This window comes from Streptomyces sp. NA02950, from assembly GCF_013364155.1.
Taxonomy (GTDB): Bacteria; Actinomycetota; Actinomycetes; order Streptomycetales; family Streptomycetaceae; genus Streptomyces.
Genome location: NZ_CP054916.1, coordinates 3777760 through 3797338, shown reverse-complemented (window position 1 = coordinate 3797338; position 19579 = coordinate 3777760). Strand labels below are relative to the sequence as shown.

The 19579-nt window shown below is 69.2% G+C and carries 19 protein-coding genes; 9 read left to right on the top strand and 10 right to left on the bottom strand.

The window, feature by feature from the left end:
• The first annotated feature begins 65 nt into the window (after window positions 1-65).
• Window positions 66-845, top strand: coding sequence for a DNA-binding transcriptional regulator (locus tag HUT19_RS16250; protein WP_176181179.1), 780 nt, complete (start codon window positions 66-68; stop codon window positions 843-845).
• Window positions 846-929: 84 nt separating this feature from the next.
• On the opposite strand, the gene HUT19_RS16245 is transcribed toward HUT19_RS16250, so the two are convergent.
• The 7 genes from HUT19_RS16245 to HUT19_RS16215 all read right to left on the bottom strand — a co-directional run bounded on the left by HUT19_RS16245 (window position 930) and on the right by HUT19_RS16215 (window position 6566).
• The gene (locus HUT19_RS16245) at window positions 930-1775 is read right to left on the bottom strand and encodes a class I SAM-dependent methyltransferase (RefSeq protein WP_176181178.1); all 846 of its coding nucleotides are present in this window, start codon (window positions 1773-1775) and stop codon (window positions 930-932) included.
• 165 nt (window positions 1776-1940) lie between these two features.
• Window positions 1941-2414: a thioesterase family protein gene (locus HUT19_RS16240; RefSeq protein WP_176181177.1), complete on the bottom strand. Its 474-nt coding sequence runs from the start codon at window positions 2412-2414 to the stop codon at window positions 1941-1943.
• Window positions 2411-3469 carry a 3-hydroxyacyl-CoA dehydrogenase NAD-binding domain-containing protein gene (locus HUT19_RS16235; protein WP_176181176.1) on the bottom strand — a complete coding sequence of 353 codons (1059 nt, stop codon included), beginning with the start codon at window positions 3467-3469 and terminating at the stop codon, window positions 2411-2413. The genes HUT19_RS16240 and HUT19_RS16235 overlap by 4 nt, the downstream gene beginning before the upstream one ends.
• A 79-nt stretch (window positions 3470-3548) precedes the next feature.
• Window positions 3549-4436 carry a 3-keto-5-aminohexanoate cleavage protein gene (locus HUT19_RS16230; protein WP_176181175.1) on the bottom strand — a complete coding sequence of 296 codons (888 nt, stop codon included), beginning with the start codon at window positions 4434-4436 and terminating at the stop codon, window positions 3549-3551.
• A gap of 31 nt (window positions 4437-4467) precedes the next feature.
• Window positions 4468-5442 (bottom strand): TetR/AcrR family transcriptional regulator, encoded by a 975-nt coding sequence (locus HUT19_RS16225; protein WP_176181174.1) that lies wholly within the window; start codon window positions 5440-5442, stop codon window positions 4468-4470.
• Window positions 5443-5570: 128 nt separating this feature from the next.
• Window positions 5571-5954 (bottom strand): deoxyxylulose-5-phosphate synthase, encoded by a 384-nt coding sequence (locus HUT19_RS16220; RefSeq protein ID WP_176181173.1) that lies wholly within the window; start codon window positions 5952-5954, stop codon window positions 5571-5573.
• A gap of 147 nt (window positions 5955-6101) precedes the next feature.
• Window positions 6102-6566, bottom strand: coding sequence for a MarR family winged helix-turn-helix transcriptional regulator (locus HUT19_RS16215; RefSeq protein WP_176181172.1), 465 nt, complete (start codon window positions 6564-6566; stop codon window positions 6102-6104).
• Window positions 6567-6672: 106 nt separating this feature from the next.
• On the opposite strand from HUT19_RS16215, the gene HUT19_RS16210 reads away from it, so the two are divergent.
• The 6 genes from HUT19_RS16210 to HUT19_RS16185 all read left to right on the top strand — a co-directional run bounded on the left by HUT19_RS16210 (window position 6673) and on the right by HUT19_RS16185 (window position 12437).
• Window positions 6673-7527 carry an SDR family oxidoreductase gene (locus HUT19_RS16210; protein WP_176181171.1) on the top strand — a complete coding sequence of 285 codons (855 nt, stop codon included), beginning with the start codon at window positions 6673-6675 and terminating at the stop codon, window positions 7525-7527.
• Between the two features lie 461 nt (window positions 7528-7988).
• Complete coding sequence (locus HUT19_RS16205; RefSeq protein WP_176181170.1) at window positions 7989-8468, top strand: thiamine pyrophosphate-binding protein; 480 nt, start codon at window positions 7989-7991, stop codon at window positions 8466-8468.
• The gene (locus HUT19_RS16200; RefSeq protein ID WP_176181169.1) at window positions 8465-9040 is read left to right on the top strand and encodes a thiamine pyrophosphate-dependent enzyme; all 576 of its coding nucleotides are present in this window, start codon (window positions 8465-8467) and stop codon (window positions 9038-9040) included. The genes HUT19_RS16205 and HUT19_RS16200 overlap by 4 nt, the downstream gene beginning before the upstream one ends.
• 8 nt (window positions 9041-9048) lie before the next feature.
• A complete protein-coding gene (locus HUT19_RS16195) occupies window positions 9049-10434 on the top strand; it encodes a DUF6002 family protein (protein WP_176181168.1) in 1386 nt (461 codons plus the stop codon).
• 22 nt (window positions 10435-10456) lie between these two features.
• Window positions 10457-11491: a hypothetical protein gene (locus HUT19_RS16190; RefSeq protein ID WP_176181167.1), complete on the top strand. Its 1035-nt coding sequence runs from the start codon at window positions 10457-10459 to the stop codon at window positions 11489-11491.
• A 13-nt stretch (window positions 11492-11504) separates the two neighbouring features.
• A complete protein-coding gene (locus tag HUT19_RS16185) occupies window positions 11505-12437 on the top strand; it encodes a DMT family transporter (protein WP_176181166.1) in 933 nt (310 codons plus the stop codon).
• A gap of 741 nt (window positions 12438-13178) precedes the next feature.
• Here the strand turns inward: HUT19_RS16185 and HUT19_RS16180 are convergent.
• The 3 genes from HUT19_RS16180 to HUT19_RS43970 all read right to left on the bottom strand — a co-directional run bounded on the left by HUT19_RS16180 (window position 13179) and on the right by HUT19_RS43970 (window position 18464).
• Window positions 13179-14840 carry an amidohydrolase gene (locus HUT19_RS16180; RefSeq protein ID WP_217712266.1) on the bottom strand — a complete coding sequence of 554 codons (1662 nt, stop codon included), beginning with the start codon at window positions 14838-14840 and terminating at the stop codon, window positions 13179-13181.
• A 35-nt stretch (window positions 14841-14875) separates the two neighbouring features.
• Window positions 14876-16093 (bottom strand): MFS transporter, encoded by a 1218-nt coding sequence (locus tag HUT19_RS16175; RefSeq protein ID WP_176181165.1) that lies wholly within the window; start codon window positions 16091-16093, stop codon window positions 14876-14878.
• Window positions 16094-17594: 1501 nt separating this feature from the next.
• Window positions 17595-18464, bottom strand: coding sequence for an IclR family transcriptional regulator (locus tag HUT19_RS43970; protein ID WP_303331910.1), 870 nt, complete (start codon window positions 18462-18464; stop codon window positions 17595-17597).
• Between the two features lie 41 nt (window positions 18465-18505).
• Here HUT19_RS43970 and HUT19_RS16165 point away from each other — a divergent pair, with 41 nt between their 5' ends.
• The gene (locus HUT19_RS16165) at window positions 18506-18763 is read left to right on the top strand and encodes a hypothetical protein (protein WP_176181163.1); all 258 of its coding nucleotides are present in this window, start codon (window positions 18506-18508) and stop codon (window positions 18761-18763) included.
• A gap of 73 nt (window positions 18764-18836) precedes the next feature.
• Complete coding sequence (locus tag HUT19_RS16160) at window positions 18837-19268, top strand: carboxymuconolactone decarboxylase family protein (RefSeq protein ID WP_176181162.1); 432 nt, start codon at window positions 18837-18839, stop codon at window positions 19266-19268.
• Window positions 19269-19579: the final 311 nt, after the last annotated feature.

Below are 19579 nucleotides of genomic sequence, written 5' to 3'. Positions count from 1 at the left end.
CGGGCGTCCCTCAAAGGGCGTCATTTCGGTGTCATTACCGGGGGATCGTGGCTAGCGTGGACATCATGACAACCGAGGTTCACGTACCGAACGACGCGCTCAGGGCCGTGCGAATCGGTCTGCGTATGAGCCAGGACGACTTGGCGAGGGCGCTCCGCCGGGCGGGTGCCGAATCAGGCGAACCGAACGAGGCCAGCAAGAGGCTCGTCCAGCGTTGGGAAGCAGGTATCAGCAGGTCGCCGAGGCCGGTGTACATCCGAGCACTGGAGAGGGTCACAGGCATGCCGATCGAGTCGTTGGGGTTCGCCCCGCAGGTGCCCATGGCGAGAGTCCAGGGCGACGGTGCCGGGGGGCACGACATGGCTCCGGGCGCAGAGGGTGTCGCCCCTGCCTCCGAGGAGACCCGGCCAGGCCAGCAGACGGCCGGGGACAACTACAGCGGCGTATGGCTCTCCCGCTACGAGTTCTACTCATCGGGCCGTGAGGACGTCTTCGAGGGCAGGCATTACGTGGTGCTCGTCCAGCACGGAAACCGCCTGACAGGGCGGTCCCTCCCCGGGGCGTCCGTGAACCCTGATTCCCCGCTCTCCCTGGACCTGACAGTTGACCGGAGCGTGATCACGGGTACCTGGACCGAGCAGACGGCCACGGACGGCTACTACCAGGGAGCGAGCTACCACGGCGCGCTTCAGATGCTTGTGGAACCGACCAGCCGCCGCATGGCCGGCAAGTGGGTCGGCTTCGGCAAGGACTTCGACGTCAACACCGGACCGTGGGAGCTCAGGCTCATGGATACGTCGACGTCCAAAGCGACCTTGGAGCGGTACAGCCTGCCGCCCGAGTGACCGAACCGGACTCACCGCATGCGGCCCCGGCAGTGACGTCTACGCCACGGCGTCGTAGCGGGCGCGGGACGTGCGGGCCCTCCGTCAGCTGAAACGGGTGAGCACCGTCATCGTGGGGCGCAGGTTCCGTACCGCGGGCAGTCGGCGGATCAGCGGGGCCACCGCCCCGTGGTACAGACCCCGGCCGCGCGGCGGGGGCAGTTCGCGGACCTCGGTGACGGCCGGGTGGGCGGTGCGCACCTTGGGCAGCTCACCCGCGTCCATGCCCCATGGCATGGGCGGCGTCCGGTAGCCCTGCGGGGTGCGCATCCCGCCGGGCAGCGTGCGCGCGCTGAACCAGCGCGGCACCGCGTCGAAGACCAGCGTCCCGCCCCGGAACCGTTCGGCGCACCCCGCGATCAGATCCCGTACCTCGCCCGGCCGCAGATACATCAGCAGCCCCTGGGCGGTGATCAGCACCCCGCGCGAGGGATCGACCTCGTCCCGCCAGGACAGGTCGAGCGCGGAGCGGGCGAGGGTGCGCCGCCGGTCCTCGTCCGGCAGCAGGGCACGGCGTACCTCGGCGGTCTCCGGCAGCTCCACGCACAGCCAGCGCGCCCGTCCGTTGTCCACCCGCCAGTACTGCGTCTCCAGCCCCTCGGCGAGGGTGACGACCGTGCCCTCCGGATGCTCCTCGAGAAAGGCCCGTACGGCGCCGTCGAAGGTACGGACCCGCAGCGCCTGGCCCTGTGCCAGCAGCGGGGCGGGTGGGCCGAAGGTCTGCTCGAAGGGGTAGTCGATACGGTCGACCAGCTCCACGGCCTTGGGGTCGTCGAGCACCGGCCGGGGCCGACGGGCCTCGGCGGCACGCATATAGAGGTTCCACAGCAGGGTCTCGGGCACCCCGCTGAGCTTGACGCTCCAGCTGTCGCCGGCCGCTGCGTCCGCCATGGCGCTGCTCCTCGCATATCGCATGTCGCGTGCGCGGTGGTGGGCGGTTCTCTCCCGCCATTCAACCTCACCTCGCGGGCTCCCGGGCCGCCGAACGCCCCGGACCGGCGGGGATGCCGGGTCCGGGGCGCTCGGGCAGGGCGTGGCCACCGTGGCGGGAAGTGGCTACCCCGCCTCGGCCGGGACCGGGCCGATGGCCCGCCCCGCCCACTCCGGTGTCTTCTCGACCAGGGCCGACAGCCGCTCACGGACGTCGTCCGGGAACGGCGCCGCGCGCCCCGCCTTCCGGTCGGTGTGCACGGCGAGCAGCTCGGTCGTGGCGACCGGCGCACCGTCCGGCTCGCCCACATGCATCTCGTGCGAGAACCGCACCTTCTTCTCGTCGACCCCCAGCACCCGCGTGCGGATGGTGAGTTCGGAACCCTCCTCGACCTCGCGCAGATACCGGATGTGCGACTCCACGGTGTAGAGCGAGCAGCCGGTCTTCGCGCGATAGCTGGAGTCGAGCCCGGTCTCGACCATCATCTCGTCGGTGCTGTGGCCGAAGACGAGGACGTAGAACGCCTCGCTCATATGGCCGTTGTAGTCGATCCACTCGGGCCGGACGGTCTGCTGGTAGTCGGGGAGCGGGGTGCTCATGAGTCGCCTCCCTGGGGCGCGTGGGTGGTGCTTTGCCGCGGAAGCGGGCTGGTGGTGTCGGTGGTGCCGGTATTGCCGGCGGTGCCGCTGCTGCCGACGCGTTGCCCCGGAAGACGCCCGGTGGCCCGCAGCACGTCGATGACGCCCTGGTCGCGCTCGGCGACCAGCTGGGCGATGGTGCGGCCGTCGGCCGCCGTCTCACAGCCCTCGACCATCGCCGTACGCAGCGCCTCGTCCAGCTCCGGCGCCTCCAGACGGGTCCAGGGCGACTTCAGCGAGGGTCCGAAATGGTCGAGCATATGGGCCATCCCGCCCTCGCCGCCCGCGAGGGCGAACGTCAGACACGGACCCATGAAGGCCCAGCGCAGCCCCGGCCCCTCGGTGATCGAGTCGTCGATCTCCCGCACCGTCGCCTCACCGTTGGCGACCATGTGCAGGGCCTCGCGCCACAGTGCCTCCTGGAGGCGGTTGGCGATGAAGCCGGGCAGCTCACGGTCCATGGTGATCACGGACTTCCCGGCCACCGTGTAGAAGCGCGAGGCCCACTGGACGGCCGCGGCCTCCGTCCGCTCACCGCCCACGACCTCGACCAGGGGGATGAGATACGGCGGGTTGAAGGGGTGGCCGACGAGCAGGCGGCCGGGGTCCGCCGCCTCGGTCTGCATGTCCGTCATCGGATAGCCGGAGGTGGACGACGCGATGACCACACCCGCGGGCGTCGCGGCATCCAGCTCGGCCAGCAGCCGCCGCTTCAGCTCCAGCTTCTCGGGAGCGCTCTCCTGGACGAACTGCGCCTCGGCCACGGCCTCGTCGAGCGTCGCGGCGAAGGCCAGCCGACCGGGCGAGGCACCCTCGGCGAGGCCGATCTGCTCCAGCGCGGGCCAGGCGGCCGTGACCAGACGGCGCAGCCGCTCCTCGGCGTCGGGAGCCGGATCCCAGGCGGTGACGTCGTAGCCGCGCGCCAGGAAGTGGGCGACCCAGCCGCCGCCGATGACTCCGGCACCGATGCAGGCGACCCGCCGAACGCCCTCGGGCGGGCAGGGGGGAAGGGGCATGGGGACGTGGTTCCTCACAGTGGTGGGGGACAGGAGTGGGGTCGTGTCGAGGCGCGGTGCCCGGGAAACACCCGCGGGATCATCCGCGGGGCTTGAGTCCCAGCCGCTGCCGCGCCTCGTCGGGTGTGGCGACCCGGGCGCCCAGCAGTTCGGTGATCCGTACGGCACGTTCGACGAGCTCGCCGTTGGTGGCCTTGACGCCCCGGCTGAGGTACAGGTTGTCCTCCAGCCCGACCCGGACGTTGCCGCCGAGCAGGATCGACTGGGCCACCCAGGGCATCTGCATCCGGCCCAGCGCGAAGCTGGCCCACTGCGCGCCCTCCGGCAGCAGATCCACCATCGCCTTGAGTACGCCGGGCTCGGCCGGGGCGCCCCAGGGGATGCCCATGCAGAGCTGGAAGACGGTCGGGTCGTCGAGCAGTCCCTCGGCCAGCAACTGCTTGGCGAACCACAGCTGCCCGGTGTCGAAGATCTCCAACTCGGGCCGTACGCCCAGCTCCTGGATGCGCTTGGCACCGGTGCGCAGCATGTCGGGGGTGGAGACGTAGAGGTTGCTGCCGTCGCCGAAGTTGAGCGAACCGCAGTCGAGGGTGCAGATGTCCGGCAGCAGCTCCTCGACATGCGGAAGCCGCTCGAGACCGCTCACCAGATCGGTACCGGGAAGCTGCCGCAGCGGCTCCTCGGGGTCGATGACCAGGTCACCGCCCATGCCCGCGGTCAGGTTGATGACCACGTCGGTCCCGGTCCCCTTCACCCGCTCGACGACCTCGCGGTACAGCCGCGGATCGCGGGCGGGAGCGCCGGTCTCGGGATCCCGGACATGGACGTGGACCACGGCGGCCCCGGCCTCGGCGGCCTCGACGGCGGACCGGGCGATCTGCGCGGGGGTGACGGGGACATGGGGACTGCGGCCCACGGTGTCACCGGCGCCGGTGAGGGCGCAGGTGATGATGACGCTGTCGTTCATGGGCATGGGTATCACTCCGAATCTGCGGAACCTAGGGCCCGTCGGCGGCGTGGTGGTGCGGGGCGGAGGGGTCCGTACCGGCGGGGGAGGGGCCGGTGCCGGTGACGGGCGTGGCCCCGCCCCCGGCGGCCAACTCGGTGTCGACGTAGGCGGCACAGGCGGTGTGCATGGCCTCGGCGCTCATCCCGACGCCCGCCGCACCGCCCTCACCGGGGGCGGCGGCCAGCACCTGTGCCGCCAGCCCGTCCATCAGCGCGGTCAGCCGTACCGCGGTGGTCTCCGGGTCCACGCCGCGGAAGACGCCCTGCGCGATCCCGCGCCGGATCACCTCGGCGACGGTCTGCCGCCACTGCCGGTAGAAGTCGGCGTGCAGCCGCCCGATCGCCGTGGACCGCGCGGCCTCGGCCCACAGATCCATCCACACCAGCCACTGCCTGCGCTGCTGCACGGTGTACGGCACCTGGAGCGCGATCAGCTGCCGCAGCTCCTCGTACGCGTCGTCGGCGTCCGCGATCCGGGCGGCGCGCCGCGCGGTGTCCTCGTCCATGCACCAGCGCACCGCGGCCTCCAGCAGCTCGGCGCGGCCGGGGAAGTGGTAGTGGATGGCGGCGGTGCTGGTGTCGCAGGCGGCGGCGATGTCGGCGACGCGTACCGCGTGGAAACCGTGCTCGGCGATGAGCCGCACCGTCTCCCGCACGATCTGCAACGGCCGTCCGCCCTCGGGGGCGACGGCGGGTCGCCGCGCCGTCGTCGACCCGGTGGAGGGGGCGGGGGCCGTGGGCTCGGCGGCCGTGGCGGTACCGAGCAGCCACCCCGCGTCCACGTTCCCGGCGTCGGCGATCCGGGCCAGTTCGGCAACGGTGAACCGGCGGCTGCCGCCGAGCGAGCGCGACAGCTTGGACGGGTCCATCACGATCCGCCGCGCGAACTCCCGCTGGCTGCACCCGACTTCGCCGATCACCTGGCGAACGCGCGCGGCCACCTCGGTGCCGGACTGCTGCTGCATGGCCGTCACCGTACGGACGCGTTGAGATAAGCGCAATGAAGGAGTGTCGCGTATGCCCGCTGGGGAGAAGAATGCTCAGCTAATTGACGTCAGTGGGCCTTCGTACCCCAACTGACTCTAAGATCAGTTCACCGCGGCCGCCGACGCCGCGCCCGTCGCTTGCCGTTCGGTGCGGGCCAGGGCACCTCGGCCCGTACCAGTGCCCGGGCCAACGGCTCACCGCTCTCCCGCGCGTACGCCATCCGCTCCCGCACCTCGGCCGTCGTGCGTGGCCGGTAGCCGGGTCCGCAGGAGCACCCCATGGGGAAGAAGCGGATACCCGCGTGCAGCAGCAGCGACAGCGTGCGCCACCCCTCGGTGTCCCGCCGCGGGGGCGGCGCGAAGGCGGGCCCGGCGTGGATCAGCGGCTCCGCGCAGCGCGGACAGCGCCGTTCGGGATGGCGGGCGTCCCGCGGCTGCTTGTAGGAGGCCCGACAGGGGAGGCAGACCCAGGAGGATTTCGCGGGCGGCATGGGGCCGAGGGTAGGTCCGCCGCCGACCGCCGCTCCAGATGTTTTCCCGGGGGTTTTCCCGGCGAAAGCCGCCGGCGGCGCGGTCAGGGTCGGCTCGGTGTGCGTCCGCGGCGGCCGTGCCCGCCGATCCCGTTCTCCGGGCCCCTCTCAGATCTCTTCCTTCTTCTCCTTGAGCTTGTGCCACACCCGGCTGAGGGCGGTCAGGTCCTCCTCGTCGAGGACACCGGTGAAGACCGGGGCGAGGCAGGCCCGGCGGGTGGCGTCGGCCTCCTCGAAGAGCCGGCGGCCCTCGGGGGTGAGGCTGATCTCCACGGAGCGGGCGTCGTGCGCGGAGGGCGTACGCGTGACCAGTCCGCGGTTCCGCAGGGCGTCGATCACCCGCGAGACCTGGCTGCGGCTGAGCATGGTGCTGTTGCCGAGCACGGAGGCGGGGACCGGATCGGGGCTGGAGGCGAGCCAGAGCATCACCTCGAACCAGGAGACCGGCAGATCGTGCGCCTTGACCAGGGCGCGGTCCACCCGTTCGGTGAGGACGGTCCCGGCCCAGACCAGTCCGTAGAAGGCGTGGTCGGCGACGGGCATGTCGGCCTGGGTGAGCTTGCGCTGTGCCATGGTCCGAGCATACCCGCGTTGCGTGTGCACACACACAATGCTTAAGGTGTGTGTACACGCACCTAAACGGGATCGCCTCGGCGGCCCCCCAGGGAAAGGCCCTCGCATGTCCTCCACCGCCACCCCCTCCAAGGTCGTCCTGATCACCGGCACCTCGTCCGGTATCGGCCTGGCCGCCGCCGTGGCCGCGGCCGAGGCCGGCTGGCACACCGTCGCGACCCTCCGCGACCCGGGCCGCGCCGACGCCCTGCGCGAGGCGGCCGCAGACGCGGGCGTCGAGCTGGACATCCGCCGCCTCGACGTCACCGACGAAGCCGCCGCCATCGCCCTGGTCGAGGCCGTGCTCGCCGACTACGGCCGGCTCGACGCCGTGATCAACAACGCGGGAGCGGGCCATCTGGGCACCCTCGAGAACGAGACCGTCGCCGACGTCCGCGAGGTCATGGAGGTCAACTTCTTCGGCGTCCTCCACCTCTCCAAGGCCGCCCTGCCGCACCTGCGCGCCTCCAGCGGCCGCCTGATCACCGTGACCAGCGTCGGCGGCGTCATCGGCCAGCCCTTCAACGAGGCGTACTGCGCGGCCAAGTTCGCGGTCGAGGGCTATATGGAGAGCCTGGCCCCGGTCGCGAAGGCCCTCGGTGTGACGGTCTCGGTCGTCGAACCGGGCGCGGTGGCCACCGAATTCGTCAACAACATCAACCTCGACCTGGACGCCGAAGTCGCCGCCGCCGGTCCCTACGCCCCCACCCTGCGGGCCTACCTGGAACGCACCACCGCCCAGTTCCGCAACGGCGCCCAGACCCCGGCCGAGGCGGCCCACACCGTCCTCGAAGCCCTCACCGCCGACCGCCCCGCCTTCCGCATCCAGACCTCCGACTGGGCCCGTGACTTCACCGCCACCAAGCTCACCGACCACGACGGCTCCGCGGTCATCGGTCTGACGGGCACCTGGATCGCCTGACGGACGCGTGGATCGTCCGACGGCCGGCGGGGCGGCCGTCGGCAGGGCTGGGCACGACAGAGCCGGGCGAGGCAAACGAGGCACGCGTGGCATGGGCCACTAGAACCCCGTGTGGCCGATATTCTGTTGAACACAGAACGGCCGTCCCTTCCCGCGCCCGGTCCCCTTGGGTCCATGCGCGGCGGGCATATGACACCCGGCTGGCGTCCGCTGTGACCCGACCGCGACATGCGGCGGATCGGCTCGATCCAGAGGGCTGGAAGAGGATTCACCCCCTCCTCCTTCCGGTATCACATGGACGATGCACGTACTAGATCCTTCTGCGACGATCAAAATGTTTGCCTGCCCGAGAGGGCCATGAGAGCGTGAAAGCTCACGGGGCAACAGAAAGCACTTGTCCCGTTCGTCGCTTTGGGGGAGCGTGTATGGCAATCTCGTTATGCCTCGACAATCCCGCCGCGGTGCTGTCCGCGTATCTCGCGGACAAGGGTTTCGGCCCTTTCTTCGGGACGCCCTGCGGGATTCTGGCGCCGCTTTACCAGCGGGTGGAGGACGAATTCGGACTCCGGACCGTCCCGCGGGAGGACAATGCGGTGGGCGTCGCCGCCGGGGCCGCCATGGCCGGCCAGTCGCCCGTGGTCATGATGCAGAACTCCGGCCTGGGACAGTCGGTCAACGCCCTGGCCTCGCTGGTCGTCCCCTATGAGATCCCGTTGCTGCTGATCGTGAGCCTCCGCGGGATCCTGCCGGACACCACTCCGGAGAACACCGTCATGGGGCGGCTGACCGAGCCCCTGCTGAGTGACCTGGGCATTCCGGCCGAGCGGCTGCAGGCGGACATGTTGACAGCCCAAGTCGACCGCGCACACGAAATCATCCATGAACAACGGCGTCCGGCCGCGCTGCTCGTTCCCCCGTCACTCTTCGGGTGGCAGGCGTGAACAAGACCCAGGCCATTCAAGAGATCGTGTCGGCCACCGGTGGCCGACCGGTCGTATTCACCACCGGCTATGCATGCCGTATTGCGCAGCACATCGCTGACCGCCCCGGGCATTTCTATATGACGGGCTCGATAAGGCTCGCCGCATCAGTCGGCACCGGTGTCGCCCTGGCGACCGGTGCGCCGACCGTCGTCGTCGACGGTGACGGCAGCCTCCTGATGAACCCGGTCGGCCTGGTCTCCGCCGGCGCGATACCGGATCTGAGGCTGATCCATGTGGCCCTCGATGACGGTGCGTACGCCTCGACGGGCGGCCAGGCGGTCCCGTCGGACCGGACCGATCTCGCGGCCTGGGCCAGGGCGTCCGGCTACGCAACTGTCCTGCGGGCGGAGGATCCCGACACTCTGCGCGTGATGCTGTGCGACGCGCTCGCGCACTGCGCGGCCCCGGTCTTCCTGCACTGCGCACTGACCGCGCGGGACGCCGCGGTGCCACCGCGAGTCCGCGGCGATCTCGGCGACCACCAGCGTCGTTTCAGCCGTCACCTGGCCACCTCTGCCCCCCACGCCTAGGAGAGACAGTGAGCGTCAACGAGACCGCCGCATCTGACCCCTCCCCCCTGGTCACCCGGGAGAGTCCCAGCCTTCTCACCCGGTACTACCGCGCGGTCGCGGAATGCGCGGCCCGCTACGGGACAGTGCCTGCCGACGGCGAGTTCGAGCCCTCGATGCGCCTCCCCGAGATGGACGCCCGGGTGGCGGAGTTCCTGTCCCCGGCCACCGCCGGCCTGTACGACCTCGGCGACCACCGCGGACTGCCGTTACGTCTGCTGGACCTGCGGCAGAACCCGCACACCCAGACCACCAAGACCTTCGCATCGCTGATCATCGTCGCGCGCGCTGTCCGCCACATCCAGGAGACCGGCGAACCCGTCGTCCTCTTCTCGCCCTCCTCCGGGAACAAGGCCGTCGCACTGCGCGACGCGGTCGCCCGCGCCCTGACCGCCGGGCTCGTCCAGCCGGACCAGCTGCGAGTGGTGACCCTGACCCCCGCGCAGACCACGGGCAAGCTGCGCAGCTCGATCCTGTCCGAGGACGCCGAACTCCGGGCTCTGAACCCGGTGTTCGTCCTGGACGACGCACCGCCGGAGACGGTCAAGCAGGTGGGGCGGGAATTCAAGAGCCTCTTCGCTGTCAGCGGCCACGACGGCTTCCGGCTGTGGCACTCACTGCGGCTGGAGAACTACCGGGTCGCGGACATCGTGCGCGCCCTGTACGACTACGAGTTCGGCCAGGCGGGCCGTACCCGGCTGCGCACCGTCCACGCACACGCGGTGTCCAGCGCCTTCGGACTGCTCGGCTATCAGAGCGGTATCGACCTGCTCAAGGAACTCGGCCACCAGGTCGCCGATCCCTCCTTCCTCCTCGTCCAGCACATGGCCACCCGCGACATGGTGCTGCACACGCTCAACGGCTCGTTCGATCCCGCGAACACACCGGAGTACACCAAGGGCCCGGACGGGGTCTGGGTCCAGGATGCCTCCCCCCACTTCCCGCGGCGCACCTGGTCCCCGCGGGAGACGCTGGAGCACACCTTCTACACCCATGAGCCGCCGACCGCCCCGGAGATGAGCGGCCTCATAGCCGCCCACGGCGGCACGGGCATCGTGGTGTCCCTGAAGGAGTGCATGGACCGGTACGGCGAATGCCGCGAGCTGTTGCGGAAGAGCCCCGTACCGTTGCCGAGCGATCCGCGACGGCTGACCGAGTGGTCCCTGGTCATGGCCGTCACCGGGGTGCTCAACGCGATCGATCGCGGACTGCTCCCCGATGCCGACGGTGTCACCGTCCATGCCTCCGGCACCTACGGGCGGGACGACTACACACCCCTGCCCGACGCGTGGATCAATCATGTGGACAGCGCGGGCCAGATACTCGACACCGTGCTCGGCAAGGTGCGCTCCTGACGATCGCAGAGGGGTTTCGGAGATGAATGACAGCCCCGGCTATTTCCTCCGGGAGAACTCCGGTACGACCGGACTCGGTGAGTCGGCCCGCACCGTTTACCTCGGTGCCCAGGAGGGTCTCACCTATATCGCCCCGTTCGTGGAGGACCGCTTCCTGACCGAGCGGTCCGGCGAGCGGACATCGTCGCTCGACGATGTCTCCGACCTCGTCAAGCGCTGGTCATCGGCCGACGCGGAACTGGCCGTTCTGGTGGCACCGACCGATGTGGTCGACTCCCTCGCCGGCCCCGGCGACATCCGCGCCGTGGCCCGCATCCACCAGGTGGTCGACACCAGCCGTGGCCACGCCCATGTGATGTCGCGGCTCCTCTCGCGACGCGAGGGCAGACGCCGCCGCAACGCCGAGCGGGACGGCTTCACCTACGACGTCTCCCACGAGGACGACCACTTCTACGAGTTCTACCGGACCATGCACCTGCCGACCATGCGCGTGCGGTACGCGGACCGGGCCCGCAGTGTGGAGGAGGAGCCGGCCTTCCGTACGCTCTTCCGGCAAGGCGTGCTCTTCCGTGTGCTCCGGTCCGGGGAATGGGTGGCGGGCAGTGTCTGCCAGATCGACCGGGAACGCCGCAGACTCAACGCGCGGTTGATCGGAATCAAGGAAGGCTCCGATGTCCACCGTGCCGCGGGCGCCCAGACCTATATCTACTACGCGAACCTCGACTGGGCCGCGTCGGAAGACGGGATCGCCCTGCTCGACTTCCAGGGCTGCGAGCCGTTCCTTACCAAAGGAACATTCCAGTACAAGAAGAGATTCGGCACCACCGCCGTCATCCCGGACAATGCCTTCGGCCGCCTCCGCATGCTCATCCGTCCGAAGGTGCTGAGCCCATCGGTCCGCCGCTTCCTGGTGAACAATCCGGTACTCGCCGAGAACGGCTCCGGTGCACTGGTCGCCACCTACTTCTTCGACCGGAACACCCCTGTTCGCTCCGACATCCAGCACAATTCGCCGGGAATCACCGAGGCCGTATCGATCAACCTCGACGAGCTGTAGAGGCCACTGATTCATGAAACTGCTGACCGTCGTCGCGTCGGCCGCGATCTACGCCCTGATGAGCGCCGTGATGAAGGAGGCGAGCAGCACCGGCGACGCGTCCGTGGCGCTGGTGGCCAGATATGTCTTCGCCTGTGCCACCCTGGTGCCGATCTACCTGGCGAGCGGACGTCCCACGGTGCGCACCTCCCAGCTGCGCTGGCACCTCCTGCGCGGCGGGCTGGGGTTCGGCATGTTCCTGTGCTACACCCTGGCCCTCGAACGGCTCCCGTTGCAGAACGCGATGGTGCTGAACTCCAGCTATCTGCTGTTCGTGCCGATCCTGATGCTGGTCTTCATGCGCCAGCGGGTCGGGCCCGTCGCGGTGGCGGGACTGGTGCTGGGTTTCGCGGGGATCGTCGTCGTGACCGGGGTGCGACCGGACGGCTTCCTCGACTGGGGCAGCGTCTTCGCGCTCGCCTCCGGAGTGGCCTCAGCGGGCGCCAACGTGATCGTGGCCCGGCTGCGCCGCACGGACAGCAGTTTCTCGGTGGTCTTCTACTTCTTCGGTGTCTCCCTGGCACTGTCCGTCGGGTGGGCGCTGATCACGAGCCATTCGCTGTCCCTGGGCAGCTGGTGGCTGATCATCGCCGTCGGCGCGCTCAGCGCGGTCTACCAGCAGCTGCTCGCCTACGCGCTCAAGCACCTGAGCAGCGAGCTCGTGTCCAGTGTGATGGCCAGTTCGATGGTGTTCGGCTTCGCCCTGGACATGCTGATGTTCCAGCACTTTCCGAGCCCCCGTGATTACGGGGGCTCGGTCCTCATCCTGGCGGGCGCGCTCGTCGTCCTCTGGGCGAACCGCCTCCGCTCCCGACACCCCCGGGCCCCCGGTCTCCCGGAACTGCCCCAGCCCGCCGACACAACGCCGAGCGACCGCACGGCGGGAATCAAGGGCGCGGAAAGGTAGCACCCCGGGGCCGCCACGGAGACGCGGTACTCCGCGTCCTCGCTGCCGCCCTCGTGCCGCTGGACGCCGGGCTCAGGCCATGGTGTCCCGCCCCGGGGGTGAACAACCCCCGGGGCGGTTACGTTTACTCACGTAGGCGCCCCGCCGAGTGTTCCGGCGGGGGCGCTCTCCCGTGGCGCGGGCCTCCCCGCCCACTGCTCACGGGTCTGCTGAGGCAGGAATCGACGGCACTGGATGGGGAGCGGAGCCGTCCCTCGTGGTCTCGCTATATGAACTGGTACCCCCGCTTGCGAGGGTTACGCTCCGTTGCATTGCCATGATCAATCGGTGATGTGGCATCTATGTGGCACTCGATCATGGCGAAGGCCCCTCGAATAAACGAGGGGCCTCGCGACCCTCTGACCTGCTGCGCAGGTGGTGCCCCCGGCGGGGCACCAGACAGATGGGAACGGTGGCGAACGGTGGTTCCCAGGATCACGGATCACTGTGGAGTCCACTCTGTGCCTATGGAGCGGCTCGGTCGTTGGCCGCAGGTTCGAGTCCTGGGCAGGAGCCACAGCCAAGGGCTGGTCGTGCCGTATCCGCTGTGACCTGCGGAGATGCGCTGATCGTTCGGATGGTGACGCATCTTCCGAAGACGTGTGTGGCTAGCCACCGCTTTGTCGCCCCGGAGGGCGACCGCCACGCTGTCTGAACAGCGGAAAGAGCATAGCGAAGGGCCGGGCTGTCCGACGGGGATACCTACTCCGTCAGCTGGCGGTCGTACACCTTCCGGCCTGAAAACCATGTCTGTTCCACTGTGGTTGCGGCGAGTTCTTCGACAGGGACGGAAAGGGGATCGCGGTCGAGGACGACGAAGTCGGCGGACTTGCCCGGGGTGAGGGATCCGGTGACGTCGTCCAGGCCCATAGCGCGGACGGCGCCGAGGGTGTAGGCGTGCAGGGCCTCGGCCGTGGTGATGGCCTGTTCGGGCCACAGCCGACCGGAGAATGTCCCGGTCGGATCGGCCCGGCTCACCAGGCCCTGGATGCCGGGCCAGGGATTCGGAGAAGGCATCACCGGCCAATCGGAGCCGCCGGCGAGGAGTACGCCGGCGTCCAGCAGACTCCGGTTGGGGTGCAATTTTTCGGCACGTTCGCGCGGGACGCATGCGCAGATGGCGTCGAAGATGGCGCCGGGAAACCACAAGGGGGGGGAGATGTCGGCCACGACGCCGAGTTCGGCCAGACGCGGCACATCCTGTTCGGCGACGTACTGCCCGTGCGCGATGTGAAAGGCGGGCACAGTGTGGCCGGCGGCGCGGACAGCCGCGACTGCGTCGAGGGTCATGCTCACCGACCGGTCGCCGGTGCAATGGATCTTTGCCGATAGACCCTGCGCGGCGGTACGCAGCAGCCACCCCGTGAGTTCCTCCTGGCTCATGGTGGTCTCCCCGCGCCAGTCGGCTTCATGCACAGCGTCGGGCAGGTAGGGCTCGAGGAACGCGGCCGTCCTCGAAGGGGGTACACCATCGAGGAAGATCTTGACGAAGTCGGGACGATGATGGTGACTGCGGTAGGTCTCGCGCAGGCCAATGAGGTCCTGGCCCAGCGGATGTGTGCCGAATATCTTGTCGTTGACCTGGAGCGAGGTCACGACCCAGGCGTCGAGGCGGCCGGTGTCGTCGAGGTGCTTGAGCGCCTCCAGCAGCGGCAGGGACGTGGCAGCGTCCTGGAAACTGGTCACCCCGAAGGAGTGCAGGATCTCGACAGCCCGCCGGCTGGCTTCGGCGTGCTGCGCGACGCCGACGGGGGCCAACGATGCGTAGGCGCGTTCTACCGGAATGAGGGCGGACTCAATGAGCAGGCCGACGGGCGCGCGAGTGCTGGGATCGCGGACGACGATGCCGTCGGTGGGGTCGGCCGAGGCGGCGTGGATACCAGCGATGGCCAGCGCCGCGGAGCTGACCCAGCGGTTGTGGCAACTGTCGTCGCGCAGCAGTACAGGCCGTCCTCCGGCGGCCTCGTCGAGGGCGGAGAGGGCTTTGAGGTCGGACAATGCGGGAATCAGCCCGGTGCCCCACCCACCGCCGACCACCCAGGCGCCGGGCGGCAAAGCCGACGACCAGGCGCGGATAGCATCGAGTACCCCGTCCACGTCCGTGGTCGGGTCGAGTTGGAGCTCGAACAGGTCGGCCCGGCCAGCGAGCATGTGATGGTTGTGGACGTCGGCGAGACCTGGCATGAGGAACCCGCCATGGTGGTTCACGACCTCCGGGGTGCCCGCGATTTCGTCGAGCAGTTCCTCGCCGCCCACAGCGGCGATCGCGCCGCCGGCCACCACCAGGACCGAGGCCCAGGGCAGGGCCGGGTCGAGTGTGTAGACGCGGGCATTGTGATGGACCGCGTCAGCAGGGATGGGCATCTTTCTCCTTCAGGTGCTCGCGGCAGGGGCGAGGGTCAGGCGTAGTTATTCTGGGCGTCTGGGGTGGCGGCGGGGTCCGCAGCGCGACGGGCCGCCGGGCGGGTCGCGAAGATCAGGCCCATCGAGGCGAGCACACCGACGAAAGAAACAGCCAGCATCGGGGCGAAGCTGCCGCCGGCGCCGTCGATGAGCATCCCGGAGAGAATGGGGCCGGTCGCGATACCGGTGCCGATCATCAGGTTGGTGGTGTTCATGACGTGTCCGCCCTTGCTGAGGTCGGAGAGCGCGGAAAGCAGGTAGGGCAGGATGAACGTCCACGCGAACTTGAAGAGGATCGCAGCGGCGGCGAAGCGTGCCACGGTCGGCGCGCCGAACAGCAGCGCGACGCTGAGCGCCATGATGAGGTAGCCGCCGAGCAGGAAAAGGGATCGGCGCGGGCTCTCCCCGACGACAGTGGCGATCATCGCGGACGCGATGCCGGCGACGGTCGCGAGCGACAGCACGACGGAGATCGTTCCGGAGGCATTCCCGGCCTGCGCGCCGATCCGCTCAAGGAACGTCCACACACCGCTCAGCGCGAGGTAGAAGCACAGCATGGAGGAGAGGCCGAGCACGTACCTGATGGGATTGGCGGCAGGGCGCTGAGCATCGGCCGGTTCCGCAGATGCCGGTTCCGCACGAAGAGCGTCACCATCGATGAGGCGGATGGTGGGCAGACAGAGAGCGATGAGCCCTGCGAGGGTCCAGTAGACGACCGCGACCGGCGCGGAGGCGAAGACCAGCGGGAACACCCCCAGGATCAGCGCCCCCATGGAGAGCTGGCAGCACACCCAGAGCCCGAACGCCCGCCCCGGATTCGCGGTGCGCCCGCTGAGCGACAAGACGATCACGGTGATCGACCCGGCAGCCAGCGCGGTGCAGACGCGGAGCGCGACGAGCAGCGGGTAACTGTCAATGAACCCCGAGACCAGGTTGCCGACCAGGACGCCGATGGTGCCGAGGTAGCTGGCGGTGCGCAGGTTCACCCGTCGCAGCCACAGGTAGGCAGGCACCGTGGCGATGCTGAACGAGCCGAGCTCGAGAGAGAACAGCAGACCGAGCTGGGACGGTGTGAGGCCGAGCTGCTGGGCGAGCTTGCCTCCGAGGACCGGGGCGATGAGCAACACGGTGTAGAGCGAGGCGCTGAAGGCCGCGATGTACGTGTAGGCACCCCGGTCGCTGAACCGGGGCACGGCTGTGGTCGGTGTGTTCATTCAGCATCATCCTTGATGGGCTTTGAAGCGCCGATTCGGAGAACCGGGCCTGGTACTGGACGCGCCGGCGCGCGCTCAGTAGCCGGAGGGGAGTCGTCGGGTAGTTCCGACCCCGCGATCGGAAAAGTCCGTCGTTTCCGAGGAGCGGGTGTTCAGGGAGACGAGGAGGCCGACGACGAAGCCGGCCGTGATGCGGCCAGGTTTCCCGGCCAAGGCGACGGAGCCTCTGACGAGGGCGGCGCAGTTCATCAGCATCAGCGCGGTGACGAAGACGATGCCAATCAGTCAGCGAGCGGCAGATGCATGCGCCAGGTGTAACCGGCTCCTGCGTCCGCCGCGGCGGCAGGAGACGACACGTTGGCCCTTTTCCATTGTGGTCAATGTTCCGCCGCGCCGGCCACCTGGGAGCGCATCGAACCCGGAGGGGTTCGGTGCGTCACCGCGTGCCTTGCGTCGATACCGCGGCCAGGTCGGCGTGCGCCAAGCGCATCCTCGCGCCGGAGTCTGTGGCGGCGAGCGGGTGACTACGTCTCCGGCCACGAGGCTCTCCTAAGTACGATAATCGCACACTGTGTGCGCTTGCGGTGAGAGTAGACCATCGGCTGATCGAGCGGAACCCTGCCGACGGGACATGTGCGGGCAACACCCGCAGCTGTCGTGCTTCAGCCGAATTCGTCTGGCGGGGCCAGAGCTTTCGCTGGTCGGGGATAGGGCGGTGGTTCCGTGGGAGTGGTGGCCTGTCGGGTCGTCGCTACCGGGGAGGTCGCGAATGCCGTCGGTCGTGGGACTACTGGAACACCACGAGCTCGCCGCTCGCCGTTGAGTCGACAGGCTGCGTGAGGAGGCCGACCGCATCCAGGCCGGGCTGGCCGCGGCCGAGAAGGACTGGCAGAAGTGGGTCATCGCCCGCTCGTGGGTCGGCGAGGTGCCTGCCTTGGTGGACGAGACCGGGCTTTGCTCAGACTGGGATTGGGCTGGCCGCGCCGGCCGCCGAGGGGCAGACTGTGGAGACGTCGTCGGTGTCGGGTGCGGCAAAGCCCACATTCGCAGGTGCCGATGTGGCGTGAGGGGCTGGCCTGGTCGGCATTGTCGGTGGACTGCCAGCGCGCATCCTGCAGGCGCTCGCGGGTCGCGTCCGGCTTGGGCAGGGGCCGCTGCCCTGCCAGGAGTTGGCTGTCTTGTTCGGCATGCAGGTGGTGCCGGCGCGGGTGGAGGCGCCGCGGTCGAAGGCGAAACGACTGGTGGGCCGCTGGCCACTCGAGTCGGCGCCGGGCCGGTTTGCGCTCGCGCAGGTCGGCGGGCCCCGCAGGCATGGATGTCTACCTACACGCTCCAGACACCCTCCAGTCGCTGTATCGACAACGCACCCGCACGCGCGACGTCGGTAAGCGACGGGCACCTCGCTCCCCACGGAACAGCCCCTGTGGAGCACTCATGTTCTCCCGGGATGCGCCCGTAGGCGGGGGAAGATTGCCGTCCGCTCACCGGCTCGACGGCCCCGCTACGCGGAATCCGTCGGCCTGCGAGCAGAAATGGGCAGGCTCTCGTGCATCCCGAGCGCGAATACGCGTGCCGCCTTCGCGACGGAGACCACATCCCGTGTCGCCTCCTCGACGTGGTCGCGTCGGTGCGAAACGAACATGACGCAGGCGTCCAGCAGGTCGCCGTCGCGGGACAGCGGGGCCGCGACCGCGTGAGCCCCGGGTTCCACCTCACCATGGGTGATGGCCCAGCCTTGTCGGCGCACCTGGCGGACGGCGGGTGAGTCGTCCTCGTCCGGCGCCCGGCCGGCCCGGATCGCGCGCGGGGCGGCTCCCCGGTCCAGCGGCTGGCGACTGCCCTTTCGGTAGGCCAGGTGGTAGTCGGCATCCTTCGGAACGGCCGTGGCCACGGCGACGACGCTATCCGGCTCCGCGAAGAAGAGGATCGCCGTGCCGCCGTACCGGTCGGCAAGCTGTTGCAGAAGCGGCTGCACGAACTCCGAGAGGCTCGGCCGCGAGGTGCCCGCGAGTGCGTGCACCTCACCTCCGGGCACATATGCGCCGTCCGCGGTCCTGGCCACGAATCCTTCCGCAGCAAGCGTGTTGGCGAGACGGTGCACCACTGTGCGGTGCAGTCCAGTCCGGGATGCGATCTCCGTCACAGTCAGGCCCCGCGGCTGATGAGCGACGGCACGCAGGACGGCAAGCCCACGGACCAGGGTCTGCGACGGGGGTTGGCTGGGGCGCTTCGCCGACCCCTCGGTTGCGTTCTCCGATTCGTCTGCGGCCTCTGTCCGCACGCTGCCTACCGCCTTCCAGGATGCGCTCACGCGTTCAGCGTATGGCACTACTCCGGCCCGGGTCTTGACGCAGGCGCCGCCGCTTACCATGCTGTGCACTATACGCATAGCCGGTGCGTATAGTGCACAGCATGGTAAGCATGACCCACGAAACAACCGCCTGGCAGGCGAATTGCTCTGGTGGCCTTGCTGGAACCGAGGTCCTGATCAAGACCTCGCCCATCCCCGGAGTGGACATCCGCTTCGCCAATCCCAGGATCACGGAGATGCACCTGGTCGCCGTGTTGCACGCCGGTTCGGACGGCACCCGCGCCGTACCCGGACTTTCGAGGGTGGATGCACCAGTACTCCCGGCCGATACGCCCGTATCGCGGGCAGGCTGGCGATGACCCTGCTTCATCACCGCCTCCTCGTCCCCGCCATGCTCTGCGGCCCTGCTGCCCCACACAAAGGAAAGTCGGAATGACGATCGACGCGGCCTCCTCGCCAACCGCACAGGAATACATCGACGCCATGGCACACGACCGGGGTTACGTCCTCGATTACCACAAGGTCATGGCACAGCACGACTTCGAGGTCCTGCAAGCAACGAACGGCCTGGTCAAGGCGGCCTATCTCGCGCCCCGCGCTCTGGACCGTCGCACCAAAGAGCTGTTGTTCATCCTCAGCCTCACCGTGATGAGGGCAGGCAAGGGGCACATCCAGAGCCATATCCGAGTGGCCCTCGATCTGGGGGTCACCCCTCAGGAAATCCTGGAGGCGATCGAGATCGCCCTCCCCGAGGCGGGCGTCGTCGCGTTCCAGGTCGGGCTCGAGGCCTGGCGGGAAGCAGTCGGCGCCATCGGCGTCGAGCCGACGGTCACCGTGCACGAGGGCGGCTCCGGCACGCACTGAGCGGCCCCGAGCACAGGGCTCATTGGACGGGATCAAGAGGGGTGTGATCACACGGACACACCCCTCTTCCACGTCCCCTGCCACGTACGGCGCTACGTCTGGCCCTTCGTTTCACAGTCATTGCGCGGACGTGGATGGAGTCAGCCAGGCGCTCGATGACCTCGGCGCGCGCTCCGGATCCAGCCTCCTGGCCGGTCGAAGGCAGGCGGGCTGAGGTGACCGCCGCGTCGGCTTCCGCCGCGGTTGCCTACGGCGTGCCGCCGAGAAGCTTGCCGCTGCTGGGATTGACCGGAGTGATCAGGCGGTGAGCG

Excerpts from the sequence above, each read along its gene's own strand:
- HUT19_RS16250 (WP_176181179.1), top strand. The coding sequence starts at position 66 with ATGACAACCGAGGTTCACGTACCGAACGACGCGCTCAGGGCCGTGCGA.
- HUT19_RS16245 (WP_176181178.1), bottom strand. The coding sequence starts at position 1,775 with ATGGCGGACGCAGCGGCCGGCGACAGCTGGAGCGTCAAGCTCAGCGGG.
- HUT19_RS16240 (WP_176181177.1), bottom strand. The coding sequence starts at position 2,414 with ATGAGCACCCCGCTCCCCGACTACCAGCAGACCGTCCGGCCCGAGTGG.
- HUT19_RS16235 (WP_176181176.1), bottom strand. The coding sequence starts at position 3,469 with ATGCCCCTTCCCCCCTGCCCGCCCGAGGGCGTTCGGCGGGTCGCCTGC.
- HUT19_RS16230 (WP_176181175.1), bottom strand. The coding sequence starts at position 4,436 with ATGAACGACAGCGTCATCATCACCTGCGCCCTCACCGGCGCCGGTGAC.
- HUT19_RS16225 (WP_176181174.1), bottom strand. The coding sequence starts at position 5,442 with ATGCAGCAGCAGTCCGGCACCGAGGTGGCCGCGCGCGTTCGCCAGGTG.
- HUT19_RS16220 (WP_176181173.1), bottom strand. The coding sequence starts at position 5,954 with ATGCCGCCCGCGAAATCCTCCTGGGTCTGCCTCCCCTGTCGGGCCTCC.
- HUT19_RS16215 (WP_176181172.1), bottom strand. The coding sequence starts at position 6,566 with ATGGCACAGCGCAAGCTCACCCAGGCCGACATGCCCGTCGCCGACCAC.
- HUT19_RS16210 (WP_176181171.1), top strand. The coding sequence starts at position 6,673 with ATGTCCTCCACCGCCACCCCCTCCAAGGTCGTCCTGATCACCGGCACC.
- HUT19_RS16190 (WP_176181167.1), top strand. The coding sequence starts at position 10,457 with ATGAATGACAGCCCCGGCTATTTCCTCCGGGAGAACTCCGGTACGACC.
- HUT19_RS16185 (WP_176181166.1), top strand. The coding sequence starts at position 11,505 with ATGAAACTGCTGACCGTCGTCGCGTCGGCCGCGATCTACGCCCTGATG.
- HUT19_RS16180 (WP_217712266.1), bottom strand. The coding sequence starts at position 14,840 with ATGCCCATCCCTGCTGACGCGGTCCATCACAATGCCCGCGTCTACACA.
- HUT19_RS16175 (WP_176181165.1), bottom strand. The coding sequence starts at position 16,093 with ATGAACACACCGACCACAGCCGTGCCCCGGTTCAGCGACCGGGGTGCC.
- HUT19_RS43970 (WP_303331910.1), bottom strand. The coding sequence starts at position 18,464 with ATGGTAAGCGGCGGCGCCTGCGTCAAGACCCGGGCCGGAGTAGTGCCA.
- HUT19_RS16165 (WP_176181163.1), top strand. The coding sequence starts at position 18,506 with ATGGTAAGCATGACCCACGAAACAACCGCCTGGCAGGCGAATTGCTCT.
- HUT19_RS16160 (WP_176181162.1), top strand. The coding sequence starts at position 18,837 with ATGACGATCGACGCGGCCTCCTCGCCAACCGCACAGGAATACATCGAC.